Source organism: Schaalia dentiphila ATCC 17982 (assembly GCF_000154225.1).
Classification (GTDB): domain Bacteria; phylum Actinomycetota; class Actinomycetes; order Actinomycetales; family Actinomycetaceae; genus Pauljensenia; species Pauljensenia dentiphila.
This window is the reverse complement of record NZ_DS264586.1, coordinates 764,951-786,822: the sequence shown is the minus strand read 5'-3', so window position 1 is coordinate 786,822 and position 21,872 is coordinate 764,951. Positions and strand designations below refer to the sequence as shown.

Below are 21,872 nucleotides of genomic sequence, written 5' to 3'. Positions count from 1 at the left end.
TCAGATGCCGAAGCGGATGGGCATCAGCAGGTAGCGGAACTGCGTGACCTCGCCCTCGTCGGCCTTCTTCTGGCCCGTGATGACGGCCGGCTTTGTGGGGTGCGTGAAGCCGAAGCGCACGTAGTCGGTGTCCAGGACCTGCAAGCCGTCGATGAGGAACTGCGGGTTGAACGCGGTCGAGATGTCGTCACCGTTCAGGGTCGCCTCGATGGCTTCGGAGGCCTGGGCGTTGTCGCCCTGGCCGGCCTCGAGGACCAGCTGGCCCTCGGTGAAGGCCAGGCGCACGGAGGTCTTGCGCTCGGCGACCAGCGACATACGCTTAACAGCCTCGAGCAGGGCGTGGCGATCGACGACGGCCTGGATCGGCGTCGTATCGGGGAAGAGTCGGCGCACGGCGGGGTAGTCGCCGTCCATGAGGGTCGAGGTCGTGCGGCGGCCCTGGGCGGTGAAGCCGATGAGGGACGAGGCGCCGGGCTGGGACTCGCCGGACAGGCCGACCTCGACCTTGGCACCAGAAGTCATCGACTTAGCGACGTCCTGAAGGATGCGGGCCTTGACCAGGGCGACCTCCTCGATCGAGGTGTCGGTGGGCTCCCAGTCGAGCTCGCGCATGGCGAGACGGTAGCGGTCGGTAGCCAGAAGCGTGATCGCAGGGCCGTTGATCTCGATGCGCACGCCCGTCAGCAGGGGCAGCGTGTCGTCGCGCGACGCGGCGATCGACACCTGGGACACGGCCTGCGACAGTGTCGAGGAATCGATCGCGCCGACTCCCGTGGGCTGCGAGGGCAGCAGCGGGTACTCGTCGAGGGGCATGACCGCGAGCGTGAAGTGCGAGGAGCCGCAGACCAGGTTCACCTTCTGGCCATCGAGCTCGACGGAGACGGGCTTGGAGGGCAGCGACTTGGAGATGTCGGCGAGCAGACGACCGGAGACCAGGACCTCGCCGGCCTCGTCGACGGTCGCGGGAATGTGCGAGTTCGCGGAGACCTCGTAATCGAAGGAGGACAGGGTCAGCTCGTCGCCTTCGGCCTTGATGCGCACGCCGGCCAGGATCGGCGAGGCCGGACGCACGGGGAGCGCGCGGGCGGTCCACGATACGGCTTCGGCCAGAACATCGCGGGCGACGGTGAACTTCATAGCTGCCTCCAAAACACAAAACGGATCGGACACTACTTTACCCACAAGTGTGCCCACGTGGGGCAGGAAATTTGCCTTGCGTGCGCCATCGCGTTGCGTCGGTGGCGACGTTGTTGTGCGGAGGCCTGTGAAAAAAATTTGTCATGTGACTGTCCCCTCCATCATAAGGTCTGTGAGTTCTGTGGATAACTCCCTTATGCGTTGGAATTTCAGTCAAATCTCTGTGATGTCATTCCGGGACGAGGCTGTGGATGTGTCACGACCACCTGTGCACGAAGCAAATGACAACTTTTTGAGATCCACAGGCAAGGCCCTTTTCTCCACAGCCGACGCGTATTCGTCCACCAGCTGTGCACAACTCCTGTGAATCTCGTGCGGGCGCCGATTTTCGTCAGCGCCCGCGCCATTTTCACGACTCCCTGGCCTTCTGCTTAATCCTATTTGTAAGCTCCGACACGTGGTTGAAGGTCTCGCGCTTCTCCTTCATGAGCTTCGAGATCTTCTTGTTCGCGTGCATGACCGTCGTATGGTCGCGGCCGAAGGCCTGCCCGATCTTTGGCAGCGACAGGTCGGTGAGCTCGCGGCACAGGTACATGGCGATCTGGCGGGCCTCGACGACGTTGTGGCTGCGCTCCGACGAACCCATCTGCTCGATTGTGACGCCGAAGTAGACGGCGCACTGGCTCATGATGAGGCTGACGGTGATCTCGTTGTCGTCTGGGTTGGACACGAAATCCTTGAGCATCATCTGCGCGAGGTTCAGGTCGATGCGCTCCTGATACAGCGACGCCCATGCGCCGATGCGCACGAGCGCGCCCTCCAGCTCACGGATATTCGAGGAGATACGCGAGGCCACGTATTCGAAGACTTCAGGGGTCACCTCGAGGCCCTCGGCGTCCGCCTTCTTATGTAGGATCGCGATGCGGGTCTCCAGGTCCGGTGGCTGAACGTCGACGAGCAGGCCCGAGGAGAAGCGCGACCGCATGCGGTCCTCGAAGCCTTTGAGCTGGGCGGGGGGCAGGTCGGAGGTCAGGACGATTTGCTTGTTGGCGCTGTGCAGCGCATTAAAGGTATGGAAGAAGCCTTCGACCGTCTGTTCCTTGTCGCCGATGAACTGGATGTCGTCGATGAGGAGAATGTCGAGCTCGCGGTAGCGGCGGTGGAAGGCCTCGACCTGGGAGTTATCCGTCTTATTGAGTCGAATCGCGTTGATGAACTCGTTCGTGAACTCTTCGGAGTTGACGTAGCGGACCTTCAGGTGGGGCATCATCGACAGCGCGTTGTGGCCGATGGCTTGGAGCAGGTGCGTCTTGCCCAGTCCGGAATCGCCGTAGATAAAGAGGGGATTGAAGGCGGTGCCCGGGGTTTCAGAGGCTGCCAGCGCGGCGGCGTGCGCGAAACGGTTCGACGGGCCGATGACGAAGGTGTCGAAGGTGAACTTCGGGTTGAGGTGGGTCGGGCCGGAGTCCGTGGGCGCGGTCACGAGGGCGGGGGAGTGGTGTTCCTCGTCCTCATCGGTCGACGAGGTCGGGGCGTCCGCAGGCGCGGCGGGGGTGGGTTCCTCTTCTTCCGTGACGACCACGAGCGTGGGGTCGACGGTGATGGCGATGCGGACGGTGCGGCCCAGGTGCACGGACAGGGCGGTCGTCAGCTTCGATTGCGCCTTGTCTTCAATCCACTGCTTGGTGAAATCGTTGGGGACGGCGAGGAGGATCGTGCCTTCGATGTCGCCGAGGGGACGGGCCGAGCGCAGCATCGACGTGGCGACGGGCCCCAGCTCGTCGGTGGGGACTGCGTCCAGGGCCGCAGCCCACGCGCGTGTGAGGGAATCCGACTCCACGGCAACCTCCGGTCACAAATTCAGGTGAGTTCGGTCACGACTAATCGGTGATGTGCGTGACGCTCGTACATTATCGAAGTGTAGTCCGCGCACATGTTATGCACAGACTGGGGATGAACCTGTGGAGAACTATCACAGAATCACAGCTTTGTAGTTACAACTTTGGGTCCGCAGCAGCATGCGGAAAGCAAAAATACGCATAGCCTGTGGATAACTGTTGTCATCCACGCTCTGTGGACGGATGAGATCCACAGTGATTTGCACAGCTGTGGATACTGTGTGTGACGCGGTGGGTAACGCCGCCGCGTTGACGTGTGGCCCCAATCCGCTTAGTCTTGGTCTTTGTTTGCGCCCATTTCGGGCGTGCGTCCCCGCTATCGCGCGTGCTTACGTGTTGATAGCCCAACCGATACCGAGTGGGAAACCACTCCCCGCCGAGGAGAATTGCCGTGACCACCAAGCGGACCTTCCAGCCCAACAACCGTCGTCGTTCCAAGACGCACGGCTTCCGTCTGCGCATGTCGACCCGCGCCGGCCGCGCCATTCTGGCTGCCCGCCGCCGCAAGGGCCGCGCCAAGCTGTCCGCCTGAGACACCCCGGTGCTGCCGCGCGCGCACCGCATGGTTGACCCAGCGGACTTCACCGCCGCGATCCGACAGGGAACGCGAGCAGGGGATCCGCTGGTCGTCGTCCACGTCCGAGCCGACGAGGAACGCAACAGTCGCCTCGTCGGTTTCGTCGTACCCAAGCGGGAAATCAAGCGCGCCAACGGACGCAATCGCGTCAAGCGGCAGCTGCGCCACCTCATGCGCGAACGGATCGCCGACCTCCCCAAAGGAGCCCGGGTCGTCGTGAGGGCCTCGTCCAAGGCTCTCGGCGTCCCCTCCAAGGAACTCGGCGAACACCTTGACCGCGTGATGGCGCGAGCGTGGCGTAAGTGGGACGCACGATGAACATGGCGGGCCGGGCGCTTCGCGCTTTCGTGTCCGCACCCATCGTCGCCTATCAGCGCTACATCTCCCCGGCCCTCGGCCCCCGGTGTCGATACGCACCCAGCTGCTCCACCTACGCTCTCCAGGCCATTCGCGTCCACGGACCCATCAAGGGACTCATCCTCGGGACTTGGCGGTTGCTCAGATGCAACCCCTGGAGCCACGGGGGAGTGGACCACGTACCAGAGCGTGGACGCTGGAAGCCCGACCCCTGGATTCCACCCGAGGATTGGGCTGGGCACGACAACTGGGTACGCCCCGACCCCATGGGACTCGACCCGGAGCACGACCTGACCGAGCCGGACACGGCCTCGGGACTCTAAGGAACAACGAAACAGCGGCGCTCCCGCGCCACGGCGAAAGCGAAAACTATGTTCGACGCAATCCTCCACCCCTTCGCGTGGGCGATCTCCTACGTGTGGGTCTGGATCCACGACCTCCTCGTGCTGCTCGGAATGTCCTCCGGATCGGGCATGGCATGGGTCCTGTCTATCGTGCTGCTCACCATCCTGGTGCGTATCGCCATCATCCCGCTGTTCCTCAAGCAGATCCGCTCCTCGCGCGCCATGCAGGCCATCCAGCCTGAGATGCGCAAGATCCAGGAGAAGTACAAGGGCAAGAAGGACCAGGTCAGCCGTCAGAAGATGATGGAAGAGACCCAGGCCCTCCAGCGCAAGCACAAGGTCTCGCCCTTCGCCTCCTGCTTGCCCATGCTCGTACAGATGCCCGTCCTCTTCGGCATGTACCGAGCCATCATCGCGGTCTCCTCCATCTCCAACGGCACCTACACCTACCGCGGTGAGGCCACCGATCACCTCGGCCCGCTCACCGAGTCCGTGTCTACCGAGATCGTGAACTCCACCGTCTTGGGCGTTCCGCTCTCTCACACCCTGCGCGAATCCTGGGGCCAGCCCACGATCGTTGCCGTCTTCATCGCCGCGATCGTCCTCATGGTCGTCCTGCAGTTCGTCTCCATGCGACTGTCCTTCTCGCGCAACATGCCCGACATGGGCGACAACCCGATGGCTCAGTCGCAGCGCTCCATGATGTACGTGATGCCGCTGATGTTCATCTTCTCCGGCGCGTTCTTCCAGATGGGCGTCGTCATCTACACCGTGACCGCCTCCTTCTGGGCCCTCGCCCAGTCCCTCTGGACCATCAAGGTCATGCCGACCCCCGGCTCCCCGGCCTACGCCGACCTCCTCGCCTCCCGCGAGGCCGCCTACCAGGAATGGGCCAAGCCCTACTTCCAGAACTACGACCGTGAGCGCGCCGCCCTGGGCGTTGCCGGCTCCGACCCGCGCATCGACGAACTCAACGAGCGCACCCTCGCCGAGCTGCGCTCTAAGGCCAAGAAGCAGCGCGTCGCCTCCGACTTCCCGGCCTCCATGAGCGCCGGCGAAATCATCACCGTCTACCGCAACCTGGCCACCCAGAAGTGGACGACCCTGCCCGACGAGCAGTGGATGCACGGCCTCACCCTGGCCGTCGAGAAGCGCCTGGCCAAGCAGGAAGCTTCCGCCCAGCGCGCCGAGCTCCAGAAGCAGGTCCGCGACCGCCGCACCCTCGAGCGTGAGTCCGCCAAGGCCTCGTCTAAGGATGCGTCCGAGGCCAGCGAATCGACCTCCGGCCACAGCTCGCTGAGCGCCGAGGAGATCGAGCGTCGCCGCATCGAGCGCCGCAAGGCCCGCCGCCGCGGCAACAAGCGCTGACCACCATAGATTCACGGTTCCAGGCCCCCAGCCGGTAACCTGGACACCAGCAAGACCCCATTCCCCACTACGGAGGACACGTCATGAGTGACGACAACGCAGACAAGCTGACCCGCCTCGAAGAAGAAGGCGAAATTGCCGCCGACTACCTGGAAGAGCTGCTTGACATCGCCGACCTTGACGGCGACATCGAGATCGACGTCGAAAACGGCCGCGCCTCGGTCGAGATCGTCGCCGACGACCCCGACGCCCTCGACCGCCTCGTGGGCGACGACGGCGAGGTCCTGGACGCCCTCCAGGAGCTGACCCGTCTGGCCGTCCAGACCGAGACCGGCGAGCGCTCGCGCCTCATGCTCGACATCGCCGGCTTCCGCGCCGAGCGCAAGGAAGAGCTGCAGGACATTACCCGTGAGGCGATCGCCCGCGTGCGCGCCACCGGCGAGGCCGTCAAGCTTGACGCCATGAACCCGTTTGAGCGCAAGGTGTGCCACGACGTGGTCGCCGACGAGGGCCTCACCTCCGAGTCCGAGGGCGCCGAGCCCCACCGCCGCGTGGTGATCCTCCCCGAGGACACCGACGGTGAGTGAGAACCCGAACGGGATGGGAAGGGGTCGCCAGGTTGGCGACCCCTTCGTCCCAGAAGAGCCCACGCAGGCCGTCCGCGACTTCTTCGGACCGGCCTTCGCCGAGGTCGCCGAATACGCGCGCATGCTCGAGGAGGAAGGCGAGATTCGCGGCCTCCTCGGCCCGCGCGACATGGAGCGCATCTGGTCGCGCCACATCGTCAACTCCGCTGCCGTCCTGGACTTCATGCCCCGTAAGGACGGTCGTCAGGTCCTTGATGTCGGCTCCGGTTCCGGTCTGCCCGGCATCGTGATCGCTGCCTGCCGCCCCGAGCTCGACGTGCACCTGGCTGAGCCCATGGCGCGCCGCGTCGAGTGGCTCATGGACGTCGTGGAAGACCTGGGTCTCGACAACGTCACCATCCACCAGGCGCGCGCCGAGGAGCTGCGCGGCAAGGGCAAGGCCGACGTGGTCACCGCCCGCGCCGTGGCGAACATGAGCAAGCTCGTGCGCATGACGTCGAAGCTGATCGCCCCCGGCGGCACGCTCGTGGCCCTCAAGGGCCGCCGCGCACCCATCGAGGTGGACGAGGCCTCGGCGGAGCTCCGTCGTCACCACCTGCGCGCTGAGATCCACGAGGTGCCCTCCATCATGGAGGACGAGTCGACGTACGTGGTCGTCTGCAATCGGATCAAGTAACGCGTCCCCAGTGGGGAGAGGAGCGTCGTGGCGGTTGCTGCGGCGCTCCTCTCACATAGTGACGCGCACCACATATGTGTGGTGTTGTGTCAGATCGATTCCCTCGATTGACGGTTTGTCGCGCTATCGCTCTTCGCTGGGAGAATCGATCCTACAGAACGAAATTTTCTTTGTTTCACGGCGGTGCGCTGAGATTGTGTGCGCCTGGATGCATCCCGGGCCTTTCGTGCTGGAAGTGTGGGCGTCTGCCCGTAAACTAGGGGCAGTATCTAGGAAGGTGTCACGTGAGTACCAACAACACCCCTTTGTCGAATCAGATCGAGCGCAACATGCGCGATCTGGCCATGCTCGAACGCGCAACGTTCCCGCGCCCTCAGCACACGCGCATCATCGCCGTCGCGAACCAGAAGGGTGGCGTAGGTAAGACGACGTCGGCCGTTAACCTCGCGGCCGGCCTCGCGATGGGTGGCTTGTCTGTCCTCGTCGTCGATGCGGACGCCCAGGGAAATGCCTCGAGCGCGCTCGGCGTTCCGCACCCCGCTGGAACCCCGTCAACCTATGACGTCATTATTGGTGGCGCTAGTGTTGCCGACGTCGTGCAGCCGTGCCCCGACATCGACGGTATTGTCGTGTGCCCGGCCACGATCGATCTGTCCGGCGCCGAAATCGAGCTCGTCGACGTTGAGCGTCGTGAGTACCGGCTGCGCGAGGCCTTGCGTGAGTATGTTTCTGAGCATGCCGATATCGACATCGTGCTCATCGACTGCCCGCCTTCACTCGGCCTTGTGACGCTGAATGTCATGGTCGCCGCCGACGAGGTTATGATCCCGATTCAGGCTGAGTATTACGCCCTGGAGGGCCTCAGCCAGCTGTGGAACACCGTCGAACGGATCGGTGTCGATCTTAACCCCGGCCTGCGTGTCTCCGGCATGTTGCTGACGATGGCGGACAAGCGCACGAAGCTCTCCGAAGAGGTCGAGAGCGAGGTCCGTTCGCACTTCCCGTCCCACACTTTTGAGACGGTCATCCCGCGATCGGTGCGCATTTCCGAGGCGCCGAGCTACGGTCAGACTGTCGTCACGTACGATCCCCGCAACGTGGGTGCAATCGCGTATCGGAAGGCTGCGTTGGAGCTGTGCCAGCGCGTCGCTGCTTCTGAAGGGTGATTGTTTCACGTGAAACATTCGGTGTGTTCCGTATGTTCTCCCAGATCGGCACGTATTAGTTACCGTGCGTGAGCATTGGTGCAACAAAGTGATCAAAGACGCTTACTAGCTGAGCGCATGCCAATGTTTCACGTGAAACAATGAACCGACGCAATTGAAGGAGTATTGCAATGGCGGATGCAGCATCGAAGTCTGATGGCCGTAAGGGCGCTCGCAAGCATGCAGGTCTCGGCCGTGGTCTTGGCGCTCTCATCCCTCAGGCTAGCGAGCAGACGCCGCATAGCGCACCTTCCGCGCCCTCCCGTCCCCTCGACGTGTTCTTCCCCGAAGGCAGCTCCGGCGGCAAGCGTGGAGGTTCTGCGAAGGATCTTTTGCAGCCCAAGCGTGGCACTGCCTCGTCGAAGAAGAAGCGTCCGACGATGCCGTCTGTCGAGGCGGCCGGTGGACGTCGCGGCGCTGGCTCTCGCAGCGGTCTCGGCGGTGGAAACGATGGCTCAGGTTCCCGCCAGAAGGCTGCTCGTGTGCCCGCGAAAGACGCTTCTGTGAACGAAGTAGACAAGCGCGAAGAACAGAATGTTTCACGTGAAACATCCGTTGATCTCGAGCTTCTTCCGGTGCCCGGTGCATCCTTCGCTGAAATTGCGATCGATCAGATCGTTCCCAACACAAAGCAGCCTCGAGAGGTCTTTGACGAGGATGATCTGAAGGAACTGTCGGCCTCGATCAAGGAGGTCGGCGTTCTCCAGCCCGTCGTCGTTCGTAGTATCCCCGCGAAGGGTCGTTCTGAGAAGCTCACCGAGTTCCTCGCCGAAAAGCCTGAAGCACGCTTCGAACTGATCATGGGTGAGCGCCGCCTGCGCGCCTCCGAGCTCGCCGGCGAAACCACGATTCCAGCAATCATCCGGGAGACCGAAGACGGGGACCTGCTCCGCGATGCGCTCCTGGAAAACCTCCACCGGGCCCAGCTCAACCCGTTGGAAGAAGCGAGCGCATACCAGCAGCTCATGGCGGATTTCGGCGCGACTCAGGAAGAGCTCGCCAAGCGAATCGCCCGCTCGCGCCCGCAGATTGCAAACACCCTGCGCCTCCTCAAGCTCCCGCCGTCCGTCCAGAAGAAGGTCGCCGCTCAGGTCATCACCGCCGGCCACGCCCGTGCGCTGCTGTCTCTGTCGACGCCCGCGGAGATGGAACGACTGGCCGAGCGCATCGTCGCCGAGGGTCTCTCCGTGCGTACTACTGAAGAGATCGTTCGCCTCGGTAAGGCGAAGGCAACCCCGCGTCCACGCGCACGCCAGCAGCGCCCACTGTCGCAGCTGGGGGAGAGCGTCGTGTCGGCGCTCTCCGACGCGTACGATACGCGCGTGACCATTACCGAGGGGCGTAAGAAGGGCCGGATCGTCATCGAATTCGCAGGATCCGAGGATCTCCAGCGAATCGCAGACCTTATCCTTCACTGATCTAACTTCATAGTTCTTTTCGCAGATCACGCGCAGTATGTTCCGTACGCGACATTTCCTGAGCTAATCTTCGGATGAATTAACGCTTAAACTACCTCTAAAGGGTCCGTCGTCGGGCCCTCGCAGTACCAGAAGGAGCGAAAGGCATGAACGCCCAAGGCAGTTCGCGCACCGTGCTTTTCGATGTCGGTGGCGTCCTCGTCGATACCCACCCGGACCCACAAGCGATCGCCGAACTGTTTGGGGATGGCTCTCGCGGCCTCACAACGCTCGTGGACCAGGCGATGTGGACGCATCGGGGGGACTATGATGCGGGCTTACCCGATCGTGATTTTTGGGATAGGATCGCAGGGGATTGCGGCCATCCAGAGCCTACGAGTGCTCTTCTGAAGCAACTTGTGGCTCTCGATACCTCGCGGATGGAAACTGCAAACGAGGAGGCTCTGGGTCTCGTGCGTCGGCTTCGTCACCAGGGCGTGCGGGTCGGTATTCTATCGAATACTCCATACCCGGTGGCCAAGGCCATTCGTCATTCCGAGTGGGGGAGTCTGTTCGACTTCTTTGCTTTCTCATGCCACTACGGTGTCTGTAAGCCCTCGCGCGGCATCTATCGTGACGTCCTCGTGCGTCTCAACGTGCCCCATGAGGACGTCGTGTTCATCGACGACCGTCGCGAGAATGTTCGTGCGGCAGAGTTGCTCGGCGTGCAGGGCATCGTCTGGAAGGGCGTTGAGGACGCCGAAGCGCGTCTGAAAGAGCTCGGGGTGCTTCTCTGAGGTGCTCTGTGTCGGCGAAACTGTCCGACGCTTGGAATCGCGAAAACGACACAGAGGCGTACACAGAACGGATTCTCGGTTCGATGTGGTGTCTCTGTAGCATCGCGCCCACCGCGAGTCACGTGTGAACGTCGTCAGTCGAAGCGTGCACACACAAGATGGACGTTGTTTCACGTGAAACATGTGGGCCCGGGAGGATGATTCTCCCGGGCCCACAGCGCGTTGAATGAGCGATTACTCCTCGGTCGCCTCGGCGTCCTCTGAAATGATGACGCCGACGCCTTCCTCGTCGATCACGTAGTCGACGCTGTGGACCTCGCGGCCACCGGCCACGAAATCAACGATATCGGCGCACAGCTGCGCGAAAGACGAGTCCTCGAGCGCGTCAGCGGCCTGGGGGAGGAGGGACGTGTCGGTCATGCCCGGCGCGACGTTCGCGTCAATGAACCAGCAGGTGCCCTCGTCGTCGACCACGAAGTCCATGCGAGACAGGTCGCGCAGACCCAGCGTCGTATGGGCCTCGACGGCCGCGGCCTGCAGGTCCGCGAGAAGCTCGTCGGAGAGACGTGCGGGAACGAAGTACTCCGTTTCGTCTGTCGTGTAGCGGGCATCGTAGTCGTAGCGGCCACGATCCGTCGACACCTCGACCGGGGGCAGGGCCACGGGACCGTCCCACAGATCGACGACGGAAACAGCCACGTCGCGGCCGTCAATGCGCTGCTCGACCATCAGGCGCTGGCCGTAAGCGAAGGCATCCACCATCGCGCGGCGCAGTGCCTTGGCGTCCTGAGCAGTTGAAATACCAAGCGCGGAGCCGCCGTCCGTCGGCTTAATGACGACGGGGAAGGACACCGAGCCCTCGAGCGCAGATAGCACGTGAGAGGCGCCCAGCTGGCGGAAAATCGCCTGCGGAAGCGTCACCCAGCCGGGCGTTGCGAGGCCCGCAGAGCCCAGCAGAGCCTTCGCCGTGGGCTTGTTTGAGGCGAGCATCGCCTGCACTGACGACGAGCCTACGAAGGGGATTCCCAGCGACTCGAGGAAGGACTGCAGGGAGCCGTCCTCGCCGATCGAGCCGTGCACGAGCGGCCACACAACGTCGGGGGAGAAGGACGAGATGGCCTCCGCAAGAGACGCGTCGACGTCGGAAATACGCACGTCGTAGCCGAACTGCGTCAGGATATTCGCGACGCGACGGCCCGAACGGACCGACACATCACGCTCGTGCGTCAGACCGCCGGCAATGATCAGAACTTTGGTAGCCATGGGGGTGTCTCCTCAGGTAATTCTTAGCGGTCGGAACCGGCCCCGGCCTCGTTGCCCGAAGCCGTACCGAACATGTCAACGATTTCCTTCTCCGCGTTGACGACCGTCGAAAGGCGGCGAACGCCCTCGCGGATCTCCTCGGGAGTGGGATAGCAGAACGACAGGCGCAGGTGGTTGGAGCCCGAACCGTCGTAGAAGAACGCCGTGCCCGACACGTACGCGACCTGGGCGCGCACTGCGCGCGGCAGCATGGCCTTCGCATCGAGGCCCTCGGGCAGTGTCACCCACGTGTAGAAGCCGCCGTCCGGCACGGTCCACGTGCACGACGGCATGTACTCCTCGAGCGAGGTGAGCATCGCGCGGCAGCGCTCCGCATACATCGAGCGGAAAGACTTCACCTGGCCGTACCAGTCGTAGTTGCTCAGGTAGTCGGCGATCGCCATCTGGCCCACCATCGACGGGCACAGGATCGCGGACTCGAGGGCCAGGACCAGCTTCGCGCGGATCGCGTGCGGCGCGTACGCCCAGCCGATGCGGAAGCCGGGAGCAAACATCTTCGAGAAGGAACCCAGGTAGACGACGCCCTCGGGGCTGTACGAGGCGATGGCCGGCAGGGGATCGTTGTGGAAGCCGAGCAGACCGTAGGGGTTGTCCTCGACGATCAGGACGTGCTCGCGCAAGCAGATCTCGGCGATGATCGGGCGGCGTTCGGCGGATAACGTCACGCCGGCGGGGTTGTGGTAGTTCGGGATGATGTAGATGAACTTGATCGTGCGGCCCGAAGCGCGCACGTCGCGGATCGTCTCCACCAGGGCCTCGGGAATGATGCCGTTCTCGTCCATGGGGACGTGCACGATGTCCGCCTGGCGCGCACGGAACACGCCCAGTGCGCCCACGTACGAGGGGGCCTCGGCGAGGATAACGTCGCCGGGGTTTACGAACAGCTCCGTGACGAGGTCGAGTGCCTGCTGGCTGCCTGTCGTGACCACGACGTCGTCCGGGTCAGCGCCGACGATGCCGTCATATGCCATGACCTCGGTGATGCGCTCGCGCAGCACCTCCCAGCCCTGGCCGCTGCCGTACTGCATGGCCTGCGCGCCGTGGTTGCGAACCAGCTTCTCCGCGGACGCCGCGAGCCTATCGAGGGGCAGATCCTTAAGGTTCGGCATGCCGCCTGCGAGGGAGACGACCTCGGGGCGCGACACGACCGAGAAGAGAGCTCGAATCTCGGATGCGCGCAGGTTGTGTGCGCGGTCCGCGTAGACGTCGTACCAGGGGTCGAGGCGGTTTCCCTGCGAGGGCGTACGCCCGGACGAGGCCGGGGTGCCGCCGTTGGTCGAAGGCTGAGTCAAGGCATGCCATCCTTTGCATGAAGTTACATAGAACCGTATAGGTCAAGTGTGCCACTTTCCTGGCCATACGGGGTAACGGGGCCGGTGGTTGGGCAGGTGTTTCACGTGAAACATTGGTTGTGGTGGCGCTCGTGTTCCAGGCGCCGGAGGCCCCGGCTGCTGTGTCGGCCGGGCTGCTCTGTGTGCCCGTGGGGGGCGGCCCGCCCGCGAGCCGTCCGCGCCGCGAGCTTCGCTCGGCGCGTCGTCACAAAGCCCGGCCAGGCCCCGCCACCGCCCACGGGCACCGCAGCCAGGCCTAGCAGCGCTGGCAAGCCTCGTGGTGTCCGGTGCATTGATATAGCCCCGTGGTGATGCGCTGGTCGTGCGCTAGGTAGGGGAGTGGTGCCGCGTGCGCGTGACAGTATGCAAAAAGTCCGCAGCCCCTGCGGGTCTGCGGACTTGCGTGGAACTCCGGTGTGGCCGAAATTCGCTCAGTGGCGGTCGGCCTTCACCAGGCGCTTGGCGTCGGCGAGCTCGTTGAGCTGATCGATGTGGGCCTGGGCAACCATGACGTCGATGGTCGAGAACATGAGTGAACTCCTCGTGGGATCGTATGTTGTGCTGATTCCCTGTTTGACGAGGCCGGGGATCACCCGGCGGATCTCGTTCGTGGAGTGTGCCAACGCGGGTGGCGTTGGCGCGACCCTGCGTTTCAAACAAGAAAAGCGCCGGACCAGCTTGGCAGCTTCGTCAGGCGCTTAATGGTTATAGTTTATCCCTCCCAAAACGCGCAATCAACCGTTCGGCCAGTAATTTCGATCGCATCAACAACCAAGCAATTGCAAAGCAAAGTGGTTACGTGCACACCACCTGCGCAAACGTGCGCACGCCGTCACAATTCATCTACTGTGTCGGCTATGCTCGCCCACAGATCACAAAATTTCGGATATTTTTATGTCGGTTTGTGCAGGTTCGTGAAACACCTGTATGTGCGACCCTGGCCCGCAAGGGGCATGGCAACAGCGATTGAGGTGGGGGAGTGGTGCTCACCGAAGTTTCGGGGCGTCATCAGAGCTCTCGGCCGCATTGCCTGGCCGTAATTGGGGCCGCCCTCATGAAGGGGATGGGCTGCAATCATGGGTTTCGGGTGCCAGAACTTTGCGCGGCGGGGGTCACGGGCATAGAATGATAACGATTCTCATTCATATACACGTGCGAAGCACCTAGAGGACCCCCTCATGAACCCCACGAAGTACCGGAACCCGGGCCGCGCAGCTGCCCGGGCTTTCGCCGCCATGGCCCTCGCGGCTACCTCTTTCCTCGTGCCCGGAGCGGCACACGCCGCCGACGAGGCCACCGCCGACACCGCGGACGCAGTAGCGACAGAGGAGGCCACCACCGCCGACGCCGCAACGACCGACGCGGCCACGGCCTCGTCCGAGGCCGACGCTTCCGCCTGCGCCGTCATGCGCACCGCCCCCGCCGGCACCACGGCCACCCTGGATCGTGGCCACGCCGACATCTTCGACCTGAGCTCCGACGCGTCCGGCACCCTGACCCTCCGTATTAAAGAGGACGCCACGGGCTCTGGCGTCATGCGTGAGCCCGAGCAGACGCTCCTCGCTGTCAACAAGTCCACGCTCACCCAGATCCCCGCCTCCGTTAGCCAGGCGACCGGCGCTCCCTCCGCCGCGTACCTTCTTGGCCAGTCTGGCGACAACCAGGCCACCGTGCTGTGGCCCGGGTGGGACACCCTGGGTGTTACGGCCGGCGGATATGACGCCGCGCGCTTCCACATCTCCTACACGGGCCCGGACAACGGCCGCATCTACGCCTTCACCTCCAGCTTCACCGAGGGCACCAAGGCGGTCACCAATGACGGCAGCTTCGACCTGGCACCCGAGGGCGACGACATCGACCAGCCCTACGCCGCCCACAAGCACGTCAACTGGTTGTTCACGCGCGCCGGCCGCTACACGCTGACCGTCCAGGCCAGCGCGTGGACCCCCGGCAACACCGGCGCCGCCAACGCCGTCGCGCCCGCCCGCACGTACACGATCGACGTCGCCGACGAGGCCTCGTGCCTCGCCGAGTCCGGATCGGCCCCCTCGACCGACCAGGCCCAGCCCGCCCCCGCCCCCGGCGTGGGCCCCGGCTCCCTGAACTCCACGAACAACCAGGCCGCCCAGGACCAGGGCGAGGGCGGTGCCACGGGAACGCCCAGCGCCCCGGCCCCCGACACGACCTCGGGAACGACCGGCACCACCGGCACGACGACCGGCGCGAACCCCGCCCCCTCTTCGGGCGCGCGCACCACCTCCGGCACGACCGGCGGTGAGCGCTGCGTCGCCACCCGCATCACCCGCGAGGCCACCGAGGCCGAGGCCGCCACCCTGGCCTCGAACAGCGCCCCCGCGAACACAGCGCGCACGACCCTGACGGTGAGCGTCGGCGACGGCGCCTCCGGCAACGCCACCGATGGCCACTTCGACCTGGGACCCGCCATCGAAAACGGCACGCTCGTCGCCCGCGTCAAGGACGACCGCACCCAGCCCGCACAGTGGGTCGACCCCTCGTCCCTGACCTTCGCCCTCGGTGACGCCGCGCGCATCACCGCGCCCGCCGACCTCGGCTTCGTCGCCACCCCCGGCTCCAGCGTCTGGCTGATCCCCTCCACCCAGATCGCGGGCGTGCCGTGGCTGGGCCTGAACTCCCAGCGCGAAGAGATCGTCACCGGCACCACCGGCCCCGTCCAGTTCACCCTCGACGCCGTCGAAGGCCCCGGACGCGTCGCCGTCTTCAACGCGGGCGCGCTCGGCTCCGGCGTCGGCGAGCACGTCTTCGACGGCCCGGGCACCGGCTACACGCTCGGCGCCAACACGCACGCCCACCAGAACTGGGTGTTCACCGCGCCCGGCACCTACACACTGACCATCACCATGCGCGTCACCCCCAACGGCGCGGCGCTCGCGGGCAGCGGCTTCGGCTCCGGCGGCGACCTCACGGCCACCGGTGCGACCGGCCCCAACGGGCGACCCATGGTCTCCCAGGTCGTCGGCCGCACCGCGTCCGGCAAGGAGTGCGACCTCTCCCTGGCCACCACCGGTGCCGACACCATCCCCCTGACCGTCGTCTCCCTCACCTGGGCGCTCACGGGTGCGGCCTGCGTGTGGGTGGGCGTGATCGGACGCCGCCGCAACCTGTGCAAAGCGCTGTGACCCCTCATTTACGAGGCCGACTCTCCCTCATCCCCCGCCTCCCCTTCCGTGGGTGGCGGGGGAGTGGGTGTGTGCTCGCTGCCTCGGCGTTAGCGCTCACGGCTACCCTGGCCGGCTGTGCGCCTGCGCCCGACCCCGCAAGCGATGGCGAACTGCGCGTCGTGGCCACGACCGGCATCCTCGCCGACCTCGTGCGCAACGTCGCCGGAGACCGCGTCCGTGTCACCCAGATGGTGCCGAATGGGGCGGACCCGCACTCGTGGGAGCCCTCCCTGCGCACAGTGCGCGATGTGGCCTACGCGGACGTCGCCTTCTCCAACTACCTCATGCTCGAGGAGCACGCCCTCATCCGCGCCCTCGACTCCAACCTGCCCGCCGGATCGCGCTCCGTCTCCGTCGCCGAGGAGGCCGCCAAGAACGGTGCGACCATCCTCCCCCTCGTCGAAGACCGCGCCCTCGACACCCCGTGGCTCGGCATGCGCGTGTGGGGCGACGGCGCCGACATGGGGGCCACCCGCGCCTCGCAGATCGACCTGACGACCACCGGCGTCGACGGGCCCGGGCAGGCTGCCGCGTACCTCACCACGTCCTTCGGGCAGCCCGAGATCGCCTTCGCGACCTCCGACGGCTTCAACGCCGCAGGCGGATACGACACCGACACCGCGCAGCTGCCCGCCGACGCCCACCAGCACATGAGCTGGGCATTTACTCAGCCTGGCGTGTACCGCGTCCACTTCCGCGCCAACCTGCGCACCACCCCCGGCGCCACGCCGGTGGGCGTCGGGGAAGGCACCGCCGTCTTCGCCGTCGGCACCCCGCCCGAGGACGTCGCTGCCGTCGAAGGCCGCCGCGTCCTCTCCGCCGGCCACGCCGACATCACCGTCAACCTCACCACCAAGCGCGTCGAACTTGCCTCCGACGCCGGGGCGCTTATCGGGGACGAGGCCTCGGCCCCCTGCGTGGGCGCCGGAACCACGGGCGCGGCCGTCGCCTCGACCATGGAATGCACCGACCTCGACCAGGTCGTTATCGAAGTGCCCACCCGCGCGCTCACGACGATCCCCGGGGAGGCCTCGTTCCGCTTCATTGGCGAGCCCGGCGCGAACGTCTACATGCTGCCCCAGGCCGTCCTCGGCAAGCACGTCCACGGCGACATCGACCCCCACCTGTGGCACGACGTCCACAACGCCCAAGCGTACGTGCGCGTCATCCGCGACTCACTGATCTCCGTCGACCCCGACGGCGAGGCCACCTACCGGGCCAACGCAGCCGCCTACCTGACGCGCCTCGACGAGCTCGACGCCACCGTCGCCTCGACCATCGCGTCCATCCCCGACGAGCGACGCAAACTCGTCACCACCAACGACGCCTACGCCTACCTGGCGAACGCCTACGGGCTCACCGTCGCCGGATTCGTCGCACCCAACCCCAGCGTCGAACCCTCCATCGCCGACCGGATCAAACTCCAGGCCACCCTGGCCGACTCCTCGATCCCCGCCGTGTTCCTCGAACCCAACCTGGCGCGCACCCGCTCCACCCTGCGCACCGCCGCCACCGACGCGGGCGTGGACATCTGCCCCCTGTACGGCGACACCCTCGACGACCAAGCACCCACCTACATCGACATGATGGAACACAACGCCCGCTCACTGGCACGCTGCCTGGGCGGCAAGGAGATGCCATGAAATCCTTCTCTCCCCAGTCTGCTGCTGCCCGCCGGCTCTTCGCCCCGGTCGCGGCGGCCCGCCCGCGAGATCGCCACACGCGAGCTTCGCTCGGAGTGGTCGATCTCGAAGCCCGGCCAGGCCCCGCCGCCGCCCCCGGGGCTAGCCGGAGGCCGGTCACCGGCATGTCGGTGCTTGCCTTCATCATGTCGGCTTTCCTCATCGTCGTGGGCGCCCCCTCTTCTTTTGCTGACCCGAGTCCCGACCCCGACCTCGCGCAGAGCGTTGCAGCGCACGAGGAGTGGTCGAATGAGGCCAGCGAAATCAGTGTCGGGCACGTCGACCTCGGCCCCCGACTGATCGACGGACAGTGGCGCGCCGGCCTGCGCCACGACGCCGAGACCGGCGCCGTGTGGCGCGACCCCAACCAGACCGTCCTGCGCGTTAATGATGCGGCCATCATGACCGCGCCCGACTCCGCCGACTACCCCTTCCTGGCCGACGTCGCCGGCAAGCCCGTGTACGTCGTACCCCAGACGCAGAACCCGGGCGTCGTGTGGCTCGGCTGGAACACGCAGGACCCCGCCGTCACCGCCACCATCGACCGAGGTCTCACCATGCGCGTCGGCCCCGTGTCCGGCCCCGGCCGCGCGTGGCTGTTCCTGCAGTCCGGCACCTTCGGCAAGCCCCTCCTGCTCGCCGACTCGGGCGCGGCGCCCGGCGACGTGTGGATCGACTCGGGCACGCACGTGCACGCCAACTGGGCGTTCTCCGCGCCCGGCACCTACACGGCGACCGTGACCTTCCTGGGCACGACCACCACCGGCGAGGCCGTGAGCGCCTCCACGACCCTGCGCTTCGCCGTCGGTGACGCCGCCTCCGCGTCCGAGGCCCTGGCCATGGCCGCGCCCGCGGCTGCCCCCGCCGGTGGTGCGTCTGCTTCCTCCTCCGCTTCTTCCTCTGGCGCCGCGCCCGCTGCCTCCGGGGCCGCTGACCCCGCGTCCTCTGCTCCGGGGGCGGCATCGGGCGGGCTGCCTGACTGGGCCTTCCTCGCGATCATCGCCGTCGCCGCGGCGTCCCTCCTCGTGATCGGTGCCCTCGTCGTCGCGCGCTCGCGCCGCAGCCGCGCCGAACAGGCGGCCGCCATCGCCGAGGCCGACTCCATCCTCGCGCCCCTGCCCACCGCCCGCGGTGAGGGCTCGGGCGAGCGTGGCCCTGGCCTCGTCGATCGGGGAGGGGAGCAGTGAGCCAGCTGCGCGTCACCGGACTGGGCGCGTCCCTGGGTGGGCGCAGCGTCCTCGAGGGCGTCGACCTGGAGGTCGAGGCCGGGGAGCTCGTCGGCCTCATCGGACCCAACGGCGCCGGGAAGACCACGCTGATCCGCTCGATCCTGGGGCTCATCCCCTCCAGCGGCAGCGTCGAGACCGACGGCGCGATCGGCTACGTGCCGCAGCGGCACGAGTTCGCGTGGGACTTCCCGATCAGCGTGCGCGACGCCGTCCTCCAGGCCGTCACCGTGCGGCGCGGCCTGCTTGGGCGTGCGCGGACCCCGCACTTCCGCGCCGTCGAGGAGGCACTATCCCTCGTGGGCATGCGCGACCTCGCGAAGCGCCCCATCGGCGAGCTGTCCGGCGGCCAGCGCCAGCGCGTCCTCGTTGCCCGGGCACTCGCGATCCGGCCTGCCGTGCTGCTCCTCGACGAGCCTTTCACCGGCCTCGACATGCCCACGCAGGAGATGCTCATGGACCTGTTCCGCGCGCTCGCGGACGGGGGACGAGCCCTCCTCATGACAACGCACGACCTCATCGGCGCGCGCGCCGGGTGCGACCGCCTGTACCTGCTGCGCCGCACCATCGTCGCCTCCGGGCGTCCCGACGAGCTCGCCGACGCTGACCCGTGGATCCGCGCCTTCGACGTGCGACCCGACAACCCGATCCTCGACGCCCTAGGAGTGCGCGCATGAGCACCGTGATCCACGCGGCCGGACGTGCCCTCGTCCCGGCGGCGGACTTCCTGAGCCCCTACGACTTCTTCCGCGACCTGACGAACCCGGCGCTGGCGTTCCTGCCGCGCGCGCTGCTCATCGCGGTCGTCGCCGCGCTCGTGTGCGGCAGCGTTGGCGTGCACGTCGTCCTGCGCGGCATGGCGTTCATCGGCGATGCGGTCGCGCACTCCGTGTTCCCCGGCCTGGCGATCGCCTTCGTGTGCGGCGGGTCCCTGGTGCTCGGCGGTGCGCTCGCGGGCGTCGTGACCGCCGTGCTCGTGGCCTTGTTGGCGCAGAACCGCAGGCTCAAGGAGGACTCCGTCATCGGCGTGCTCTTCGTGGGTGCGTTTGCGCTCGGCGTCGCGATCATCGCGCGGGCACCCGGGTATGCGGGGAGCCTGCAGGACTTCCTGTTCGGGTCGATCACCGGTATTCCGGCGTCGGATGTGCCCGTGGTGCTGGCTGGCGCGTTGTTCGTGCTGCTCATGCTGTTCCTGGCGCACCGGGCCATTGTGGCCGTGACGCTGGACCGCGAGAGTGCGCGGGCCGCGGGGGTGCACGTGCTGCTGGCTGACTTGTCTTTGTATGTTGCTGTGGCCCTGGCGGTCGTCATCTCGGTGCAGACGATCGGCAACGTCCTGGTGCTGGCGCTGCTCGTCACCCCCGCGGCCACCGCGCGGCTCCTGTGCGACCGCCTGGGGACCATGCTGATCCTGTCGCCCGCGCTCGGCGCCTCCGGGGGCCTGGTGGGCCTGTACCTGTCGTGGGCGCTGGACGTGCCCACGGGCGCCACGATCGTCCTGGTGCTGACCGCGTGCTTTGTGCTCGCCTGGGTCTTCGCGCCGAGGCACGGCCTCCTCGCGCGCACATTGCGCGAGAGGCGGGGGTGACTGCTTGAGTGTGTGGTGGCTGCGGGTTCGTCTTGCTTGAGGGGCACCCGTGTCCGGGGTGCGTGCGTGTGCGTTCGTGAGCGCGAGTCGGTGTGGGTGACCGTAGTCCCGTCTATACGAGCACCGTTTCGCTTCTGATCGCGCCGATCGTGCGCGATTGTTTCACGTGAAACATCTGTGTTGAGGCCCCAGCCCACGATGGTGGGCTGGGGCCTCAGTGTGTTTAGTGGCCTTGTTTTTCTTCTGAGGTGTCGGTGTTGTTGACGATGAGTTGGCCGAGGGGGAACGGGCCGGTTGTTTCGGTGGTGGTGACCAGGCCATTGATCGTCTGGGTGTCACCCGTGAAGGGGTTGGTGGCTGTGCCCGCCCAGGTTGTGGTGAGTGTGATGGTGCGGGTGGCACTGGGGTATGGGCCGTCCAGGAAGGACTTCCACCCGTTGGGAGCCTTGTAGTAGTGGCGGATGAGGGCTGGGTCGGTGTTGGGGTCCATGCCTTCTTGCCAGGGCATCCCCGGCGAGATCGTGGTGAGGTCCGGGGTCCCGTCTCCCCAGCTCCACGTGTAGGACGTTGCCGTCAGAGTGATGGTAATGTCGTGGCCCAACAGCGTGACAGTGTGGGTCTGCGTGGGATGCGTGGCGGCAACGAGCGTGGGAATGTACTTGTTCGTGTACGACACCCCTTCGGGCCGCTTGTGAAGGCCTGCGCCGTCTGGGTGAATGGTGGTGGCTGCCATGTAGAGGATGTCACGCGTCGTGGGAATACGTCCCGGATCCTGATTGGAACCGCCCTCAGGGTCTGACGGGAGAGGACAGTTGTCGACCGTGTCATCGTCGGAGACCGTGGGGCTGTTGGGAGCCCTATTGACGTAGACGTTCTTACAACGTGCTGCTTCCCCGTACGCGTCAGCAGCAGAATCAAAAGCCCCCTCTGCTGTCAGCTGGTTGCGCTGATCATCCAGGGTCCATGGATAGCTAAGCGACGGCTGCTCTACGGGAATGTGATACTGCTGTTGTTCCTGCAGATATACGTTCGCTGCTTCATTACTTCCATCTGCGCAGAATCCAAGTTGTGAGCCGAAGGCATCGGCGCAAGAACTAGTCGGGGGGATAGTGTTGCTGTCAGCAAGTGCTATGCCCGCACTGATACTGGACATCCCCGCTGCGAGGACGATAGTGCTAA

Annotated in this window: 20 protein-coding genes; 15 read left to right on the top strand and 5 right to left on the bottom strand. The window is 65.7% G+C overall.

What is annotated here, in order from left to right; all coding sequences use genetic code 11:
- A complete protein-coding gene (dnaN, locus tag ACTODO_RS03300) occupies nt 1-1,137 on the bottom strand; it encodes a DNA polymerase III subunit beta (protein WP_003791385.1) in 1,137 nt (378 codons plus the stop codon).
- Nucleotides 1,138-1,546: 409 nt separating this feature from the next.
- Nucleotides 1,547-2,977, bottom strand: a complete 1,431-nt coding sequence (gene dnaA, locus ACTODO_RS03295) for a chromosomal replication initiator protein DnaA (RefSeq protein WP_003791382.1) — start codon at nt 2,975-2,977, stop codon at nt 1,547-1,549.
- Nucleotides 2,978-3,426: 449 nt separating this feature from the next.
- On the opposite strand from dnaA, the gene rpmH reads away from it, so the two are divergent.
- The 9 genes from rpmH to ACTODO_RS03250 all read left to right on the top strand — a co-directional run bounded on the left by rpmH (nt 3,427) and on the right by ACTODO_RS03250 (nt 10,343).
- Nucleotides 3,427-3,567 (top strand): 50S ribosomal protein L34, encoded by a 141-nt coding sequence (gene rpmH, locus ACTODO_RS03290; protein WP_003791379.1) that lies wholly within the window; start codon nt 3,427-3,429, stop codon nt 3,565-3,567.
- A 9-nt stretch (nt 3,568-3,576) separates the two neighbouring features.
- The gene (gene rnpA, locus ACTODO_RS03285) at nt 3,577-3,930 is read left to right on the top strand and encodes a ribonuclease P protein component (RefSeq protein WP_034511940.1); all 354 of its coding nucleotides are present in this window, start codon (nt 3,577-3,579) and stop codon (nt 3,928-3,930) included.
- Nucleotides 3,927-4,292, top strand: a complete 366-nt coding sequence (gene yidD / locus ACTODO_RS03280; RefSeq protein WP_003791368.1) for a membrane protein insertion efficiency factor YidD — start codon at nt 3,927-3,929, stop codon at nt 4,290-4,292. Before rnpA ends, yidD begins: the two co-directional genes overlap by 4 nt.
- Before the next feature lie 48 nt (nt 4,293-4,340).
- Nucleotides 4,341-5,681, top strand: coding sequence for a membrane protein insertase YidC (gene yidC, locus ACTODO_RS03275; protein WP_003791366.1), 1,341 nt, complete (start codon nt 4,341-4,343; stop codon nt 5,679-5,681).
- 83 nt (nt 5,682-5,764) lie between these two features.
- On the top strand, nt 5,765-6,268 hold the full coding sequence (locus ACTODO_RS03270) for a Jag family protein (RefSeq protein ID WP_003791364.1): 504 nt from the start codon (nt 5,765-5,767) through the stop codon (nt 6,266-6,268).
- Between the two features lie 13 nt (nt 6,269-6,281).
- Nucleotides 6,282-6,944, top strand: a complete 663-nt coding sequence (rsmG, locus tag ACTODO_RS03265) for a 16S rRNA (guanine(527)-N(7))-methyltransferase RsmG (protein ID WP_003791362.1) — start codon at nt 6,282-6,284, stop codon at nt 6,942-6,944.
- Nucleotides 6,945-7,273: 329 nt separating this feature from the next.
- A complete protein-coding gene (locus tag ACTODO_RS03260) occupies nt 7,274-8,110 on the top strand; it encodes a ParA family protein (protein ID WP_003791360.1) in 837 nt (278 codons plus the stop codon).
- A 170-nt stretch (nt 8,111-8,280) separates the two neighbouring features.
- Entirely contained in the window at nt 8,281-9,567 is a 1,287-nt protein-coding gene (locus ACTODO_RS03255) for a ParB/RepB/Spo0J family partition protein (RefSeq protein ID WP_034511938.1), read from the top strand.
- A gap of 146 nt (nt 9,568-9,713) precedes the next feature.
- On the top strand, nt 9,714-10,343 hold the full coding sequence (locus tag ACTODO_RS03250; RefSeq protein WP_003791353.1) for an HAD family hydrolase: 630 nt from the start codon (nt 9,714-9,716) through the stop codon (nt 10,341-10,343).
- Nucleotides 10,344-10,577: 234 nt separating this feature from the next.
- Here the strand turns inward: ACTODO_RS03250 and ACTODO_RS03245 are convergent, their stop codons facing one another.
- Nucleotides 10,578-11,606: a D-alanine--D-alanine ligase family protein gene (locus ACTODO_RS03245; protein ID WP_003791351.1), complete on the bottom strand. Its 1,029-nt coding sequence runs from the start codon at nt 11,604-11,606 to the stop codon at nt 10,578-10,580.
- A gap of 23 nt (nt 11,607-11,629) precedes the next feature.
- Nucleotides 11,630-12,958 carry an aminotransferase-like domain-containing protein gene (locus ACTODO_RS03240; protein ID WP_003791350.1) on the bottom strand — a complete coding sequence of 443 codons (1,329 nt, stop codon included), beginning with the start codon at nt 12,956-12,958 and terminating at the stop codon, nt 11,630-11,632.
- Nucleotides 12,959-13,613: 655 nt separating this feature from the next.
- Between ACTODO_RS03240 and ACTODO_RS10755 the strand changes: the two genes are divergently transcribed.
- The 6 genes from ACTODO_RS10755 to ACTODO_RS03210 all read left to right on the top strand — a co-directional run bounded on the left by ACTODO_RS10755 (nt 13,614) and on the right by ACTODO_RS03210 (nt 20,693).
- Complete coding sequence (locus ACTODO_RS10755; RefSeq protein WP_131332754.1) at nt 13,614-13,967, top strand: hypothetical protein; 354 nt, start codon at nt 13,614-13,616, stop codon at nt 13,965-13,967.
- 208 nt (nt 13,968-14,175) lie between these two features.
- The gene (locus ACTODO_RS03230; protein WP_003791346.1) at nt 14,176-16,155 is read left to right on the top strand and encodes a TIGR03773 family transporter-associated surface protein; all 1,980 of its coding nucleotides are present in this window, start codon (nt 14,176-14,178) and stop codon (nt 16,153-16,155) included.
- A gap of 71 nt (nt 16,156-16,226) precedes the next feature.
- Nucleotides 16,227-17,840, top strand: a complete 1,614-nt coding sequence (locus ACTODO_RS03225; RefSeq protein WP_003791344.1) for an anchored repeat ABC transporter, substrate-binding protein — start codon at nt 16,227-16,229, stop codon at nt 17,838-17,840.
- The gene (locus ACTODO_RS03220) at nt 17,837-19,066 is read left to right on the top strand and encodes a choice-of-anchor M domain-containing protein (protein ID WP_244262505.1); all 1,230 of its coding nucleotides are present in this window, start codon (nt 17,837-17,839) and stop codon (nt 19,064-19,066) included. The genes ACTODO_RS03225 and ACTODO_RS03220 overlap by 4 nt, the downstream gene beginning before the upstream one ends.
- A complete protein-coding gene (locus ACTODO_RS03215) occupies nt 19,063-19,782 on the top strand; it encodes an anchored repeat-type ABC transporter ATP-binding subunit (protein ID WP_003791338.1) in 720 nt (239 codons plus the stop codon). Before ACTODO_RS03220 ends, ACTODO_RS03215 begins: the two co-directional genes overlap by 4 nt.
- Nucleotides 19,779-20,693, top strand: a complete 915-nt coding sequence (locus tag ACTODO_RS03210) for an anchored repeat-type ABC transporter permease subunit (protein ID WP_003791336.1) — start codon at nt 19,779-19,781, stop codon at nt 20,691-20,693. The genes ACTODO_RS03215 and ACTODO_RS03210 overlap by 4 nt, the downstream gene beginning before the upstream one ends.
- A gap of 223 nt (nt 20,694-20,916) precedes the next feature.
- On the opposite strand, the gene ACTODO_RS03205 is transcribed toward ACTODO_RS03210, so the two are convergent.
- Complete coding sequence (locus ACTODO_RS03205) at nt 20,917-21,426, bottom strand: hypothetical protein (RefSeq protein ID WP_003791334.1); 510 nt, start codon at nt 21,424-21,426, stop codon at nt 20,917-20,919.
- Between the last annotated feature and the right edge of the window lie 446 nt (nt 21,427-21,872).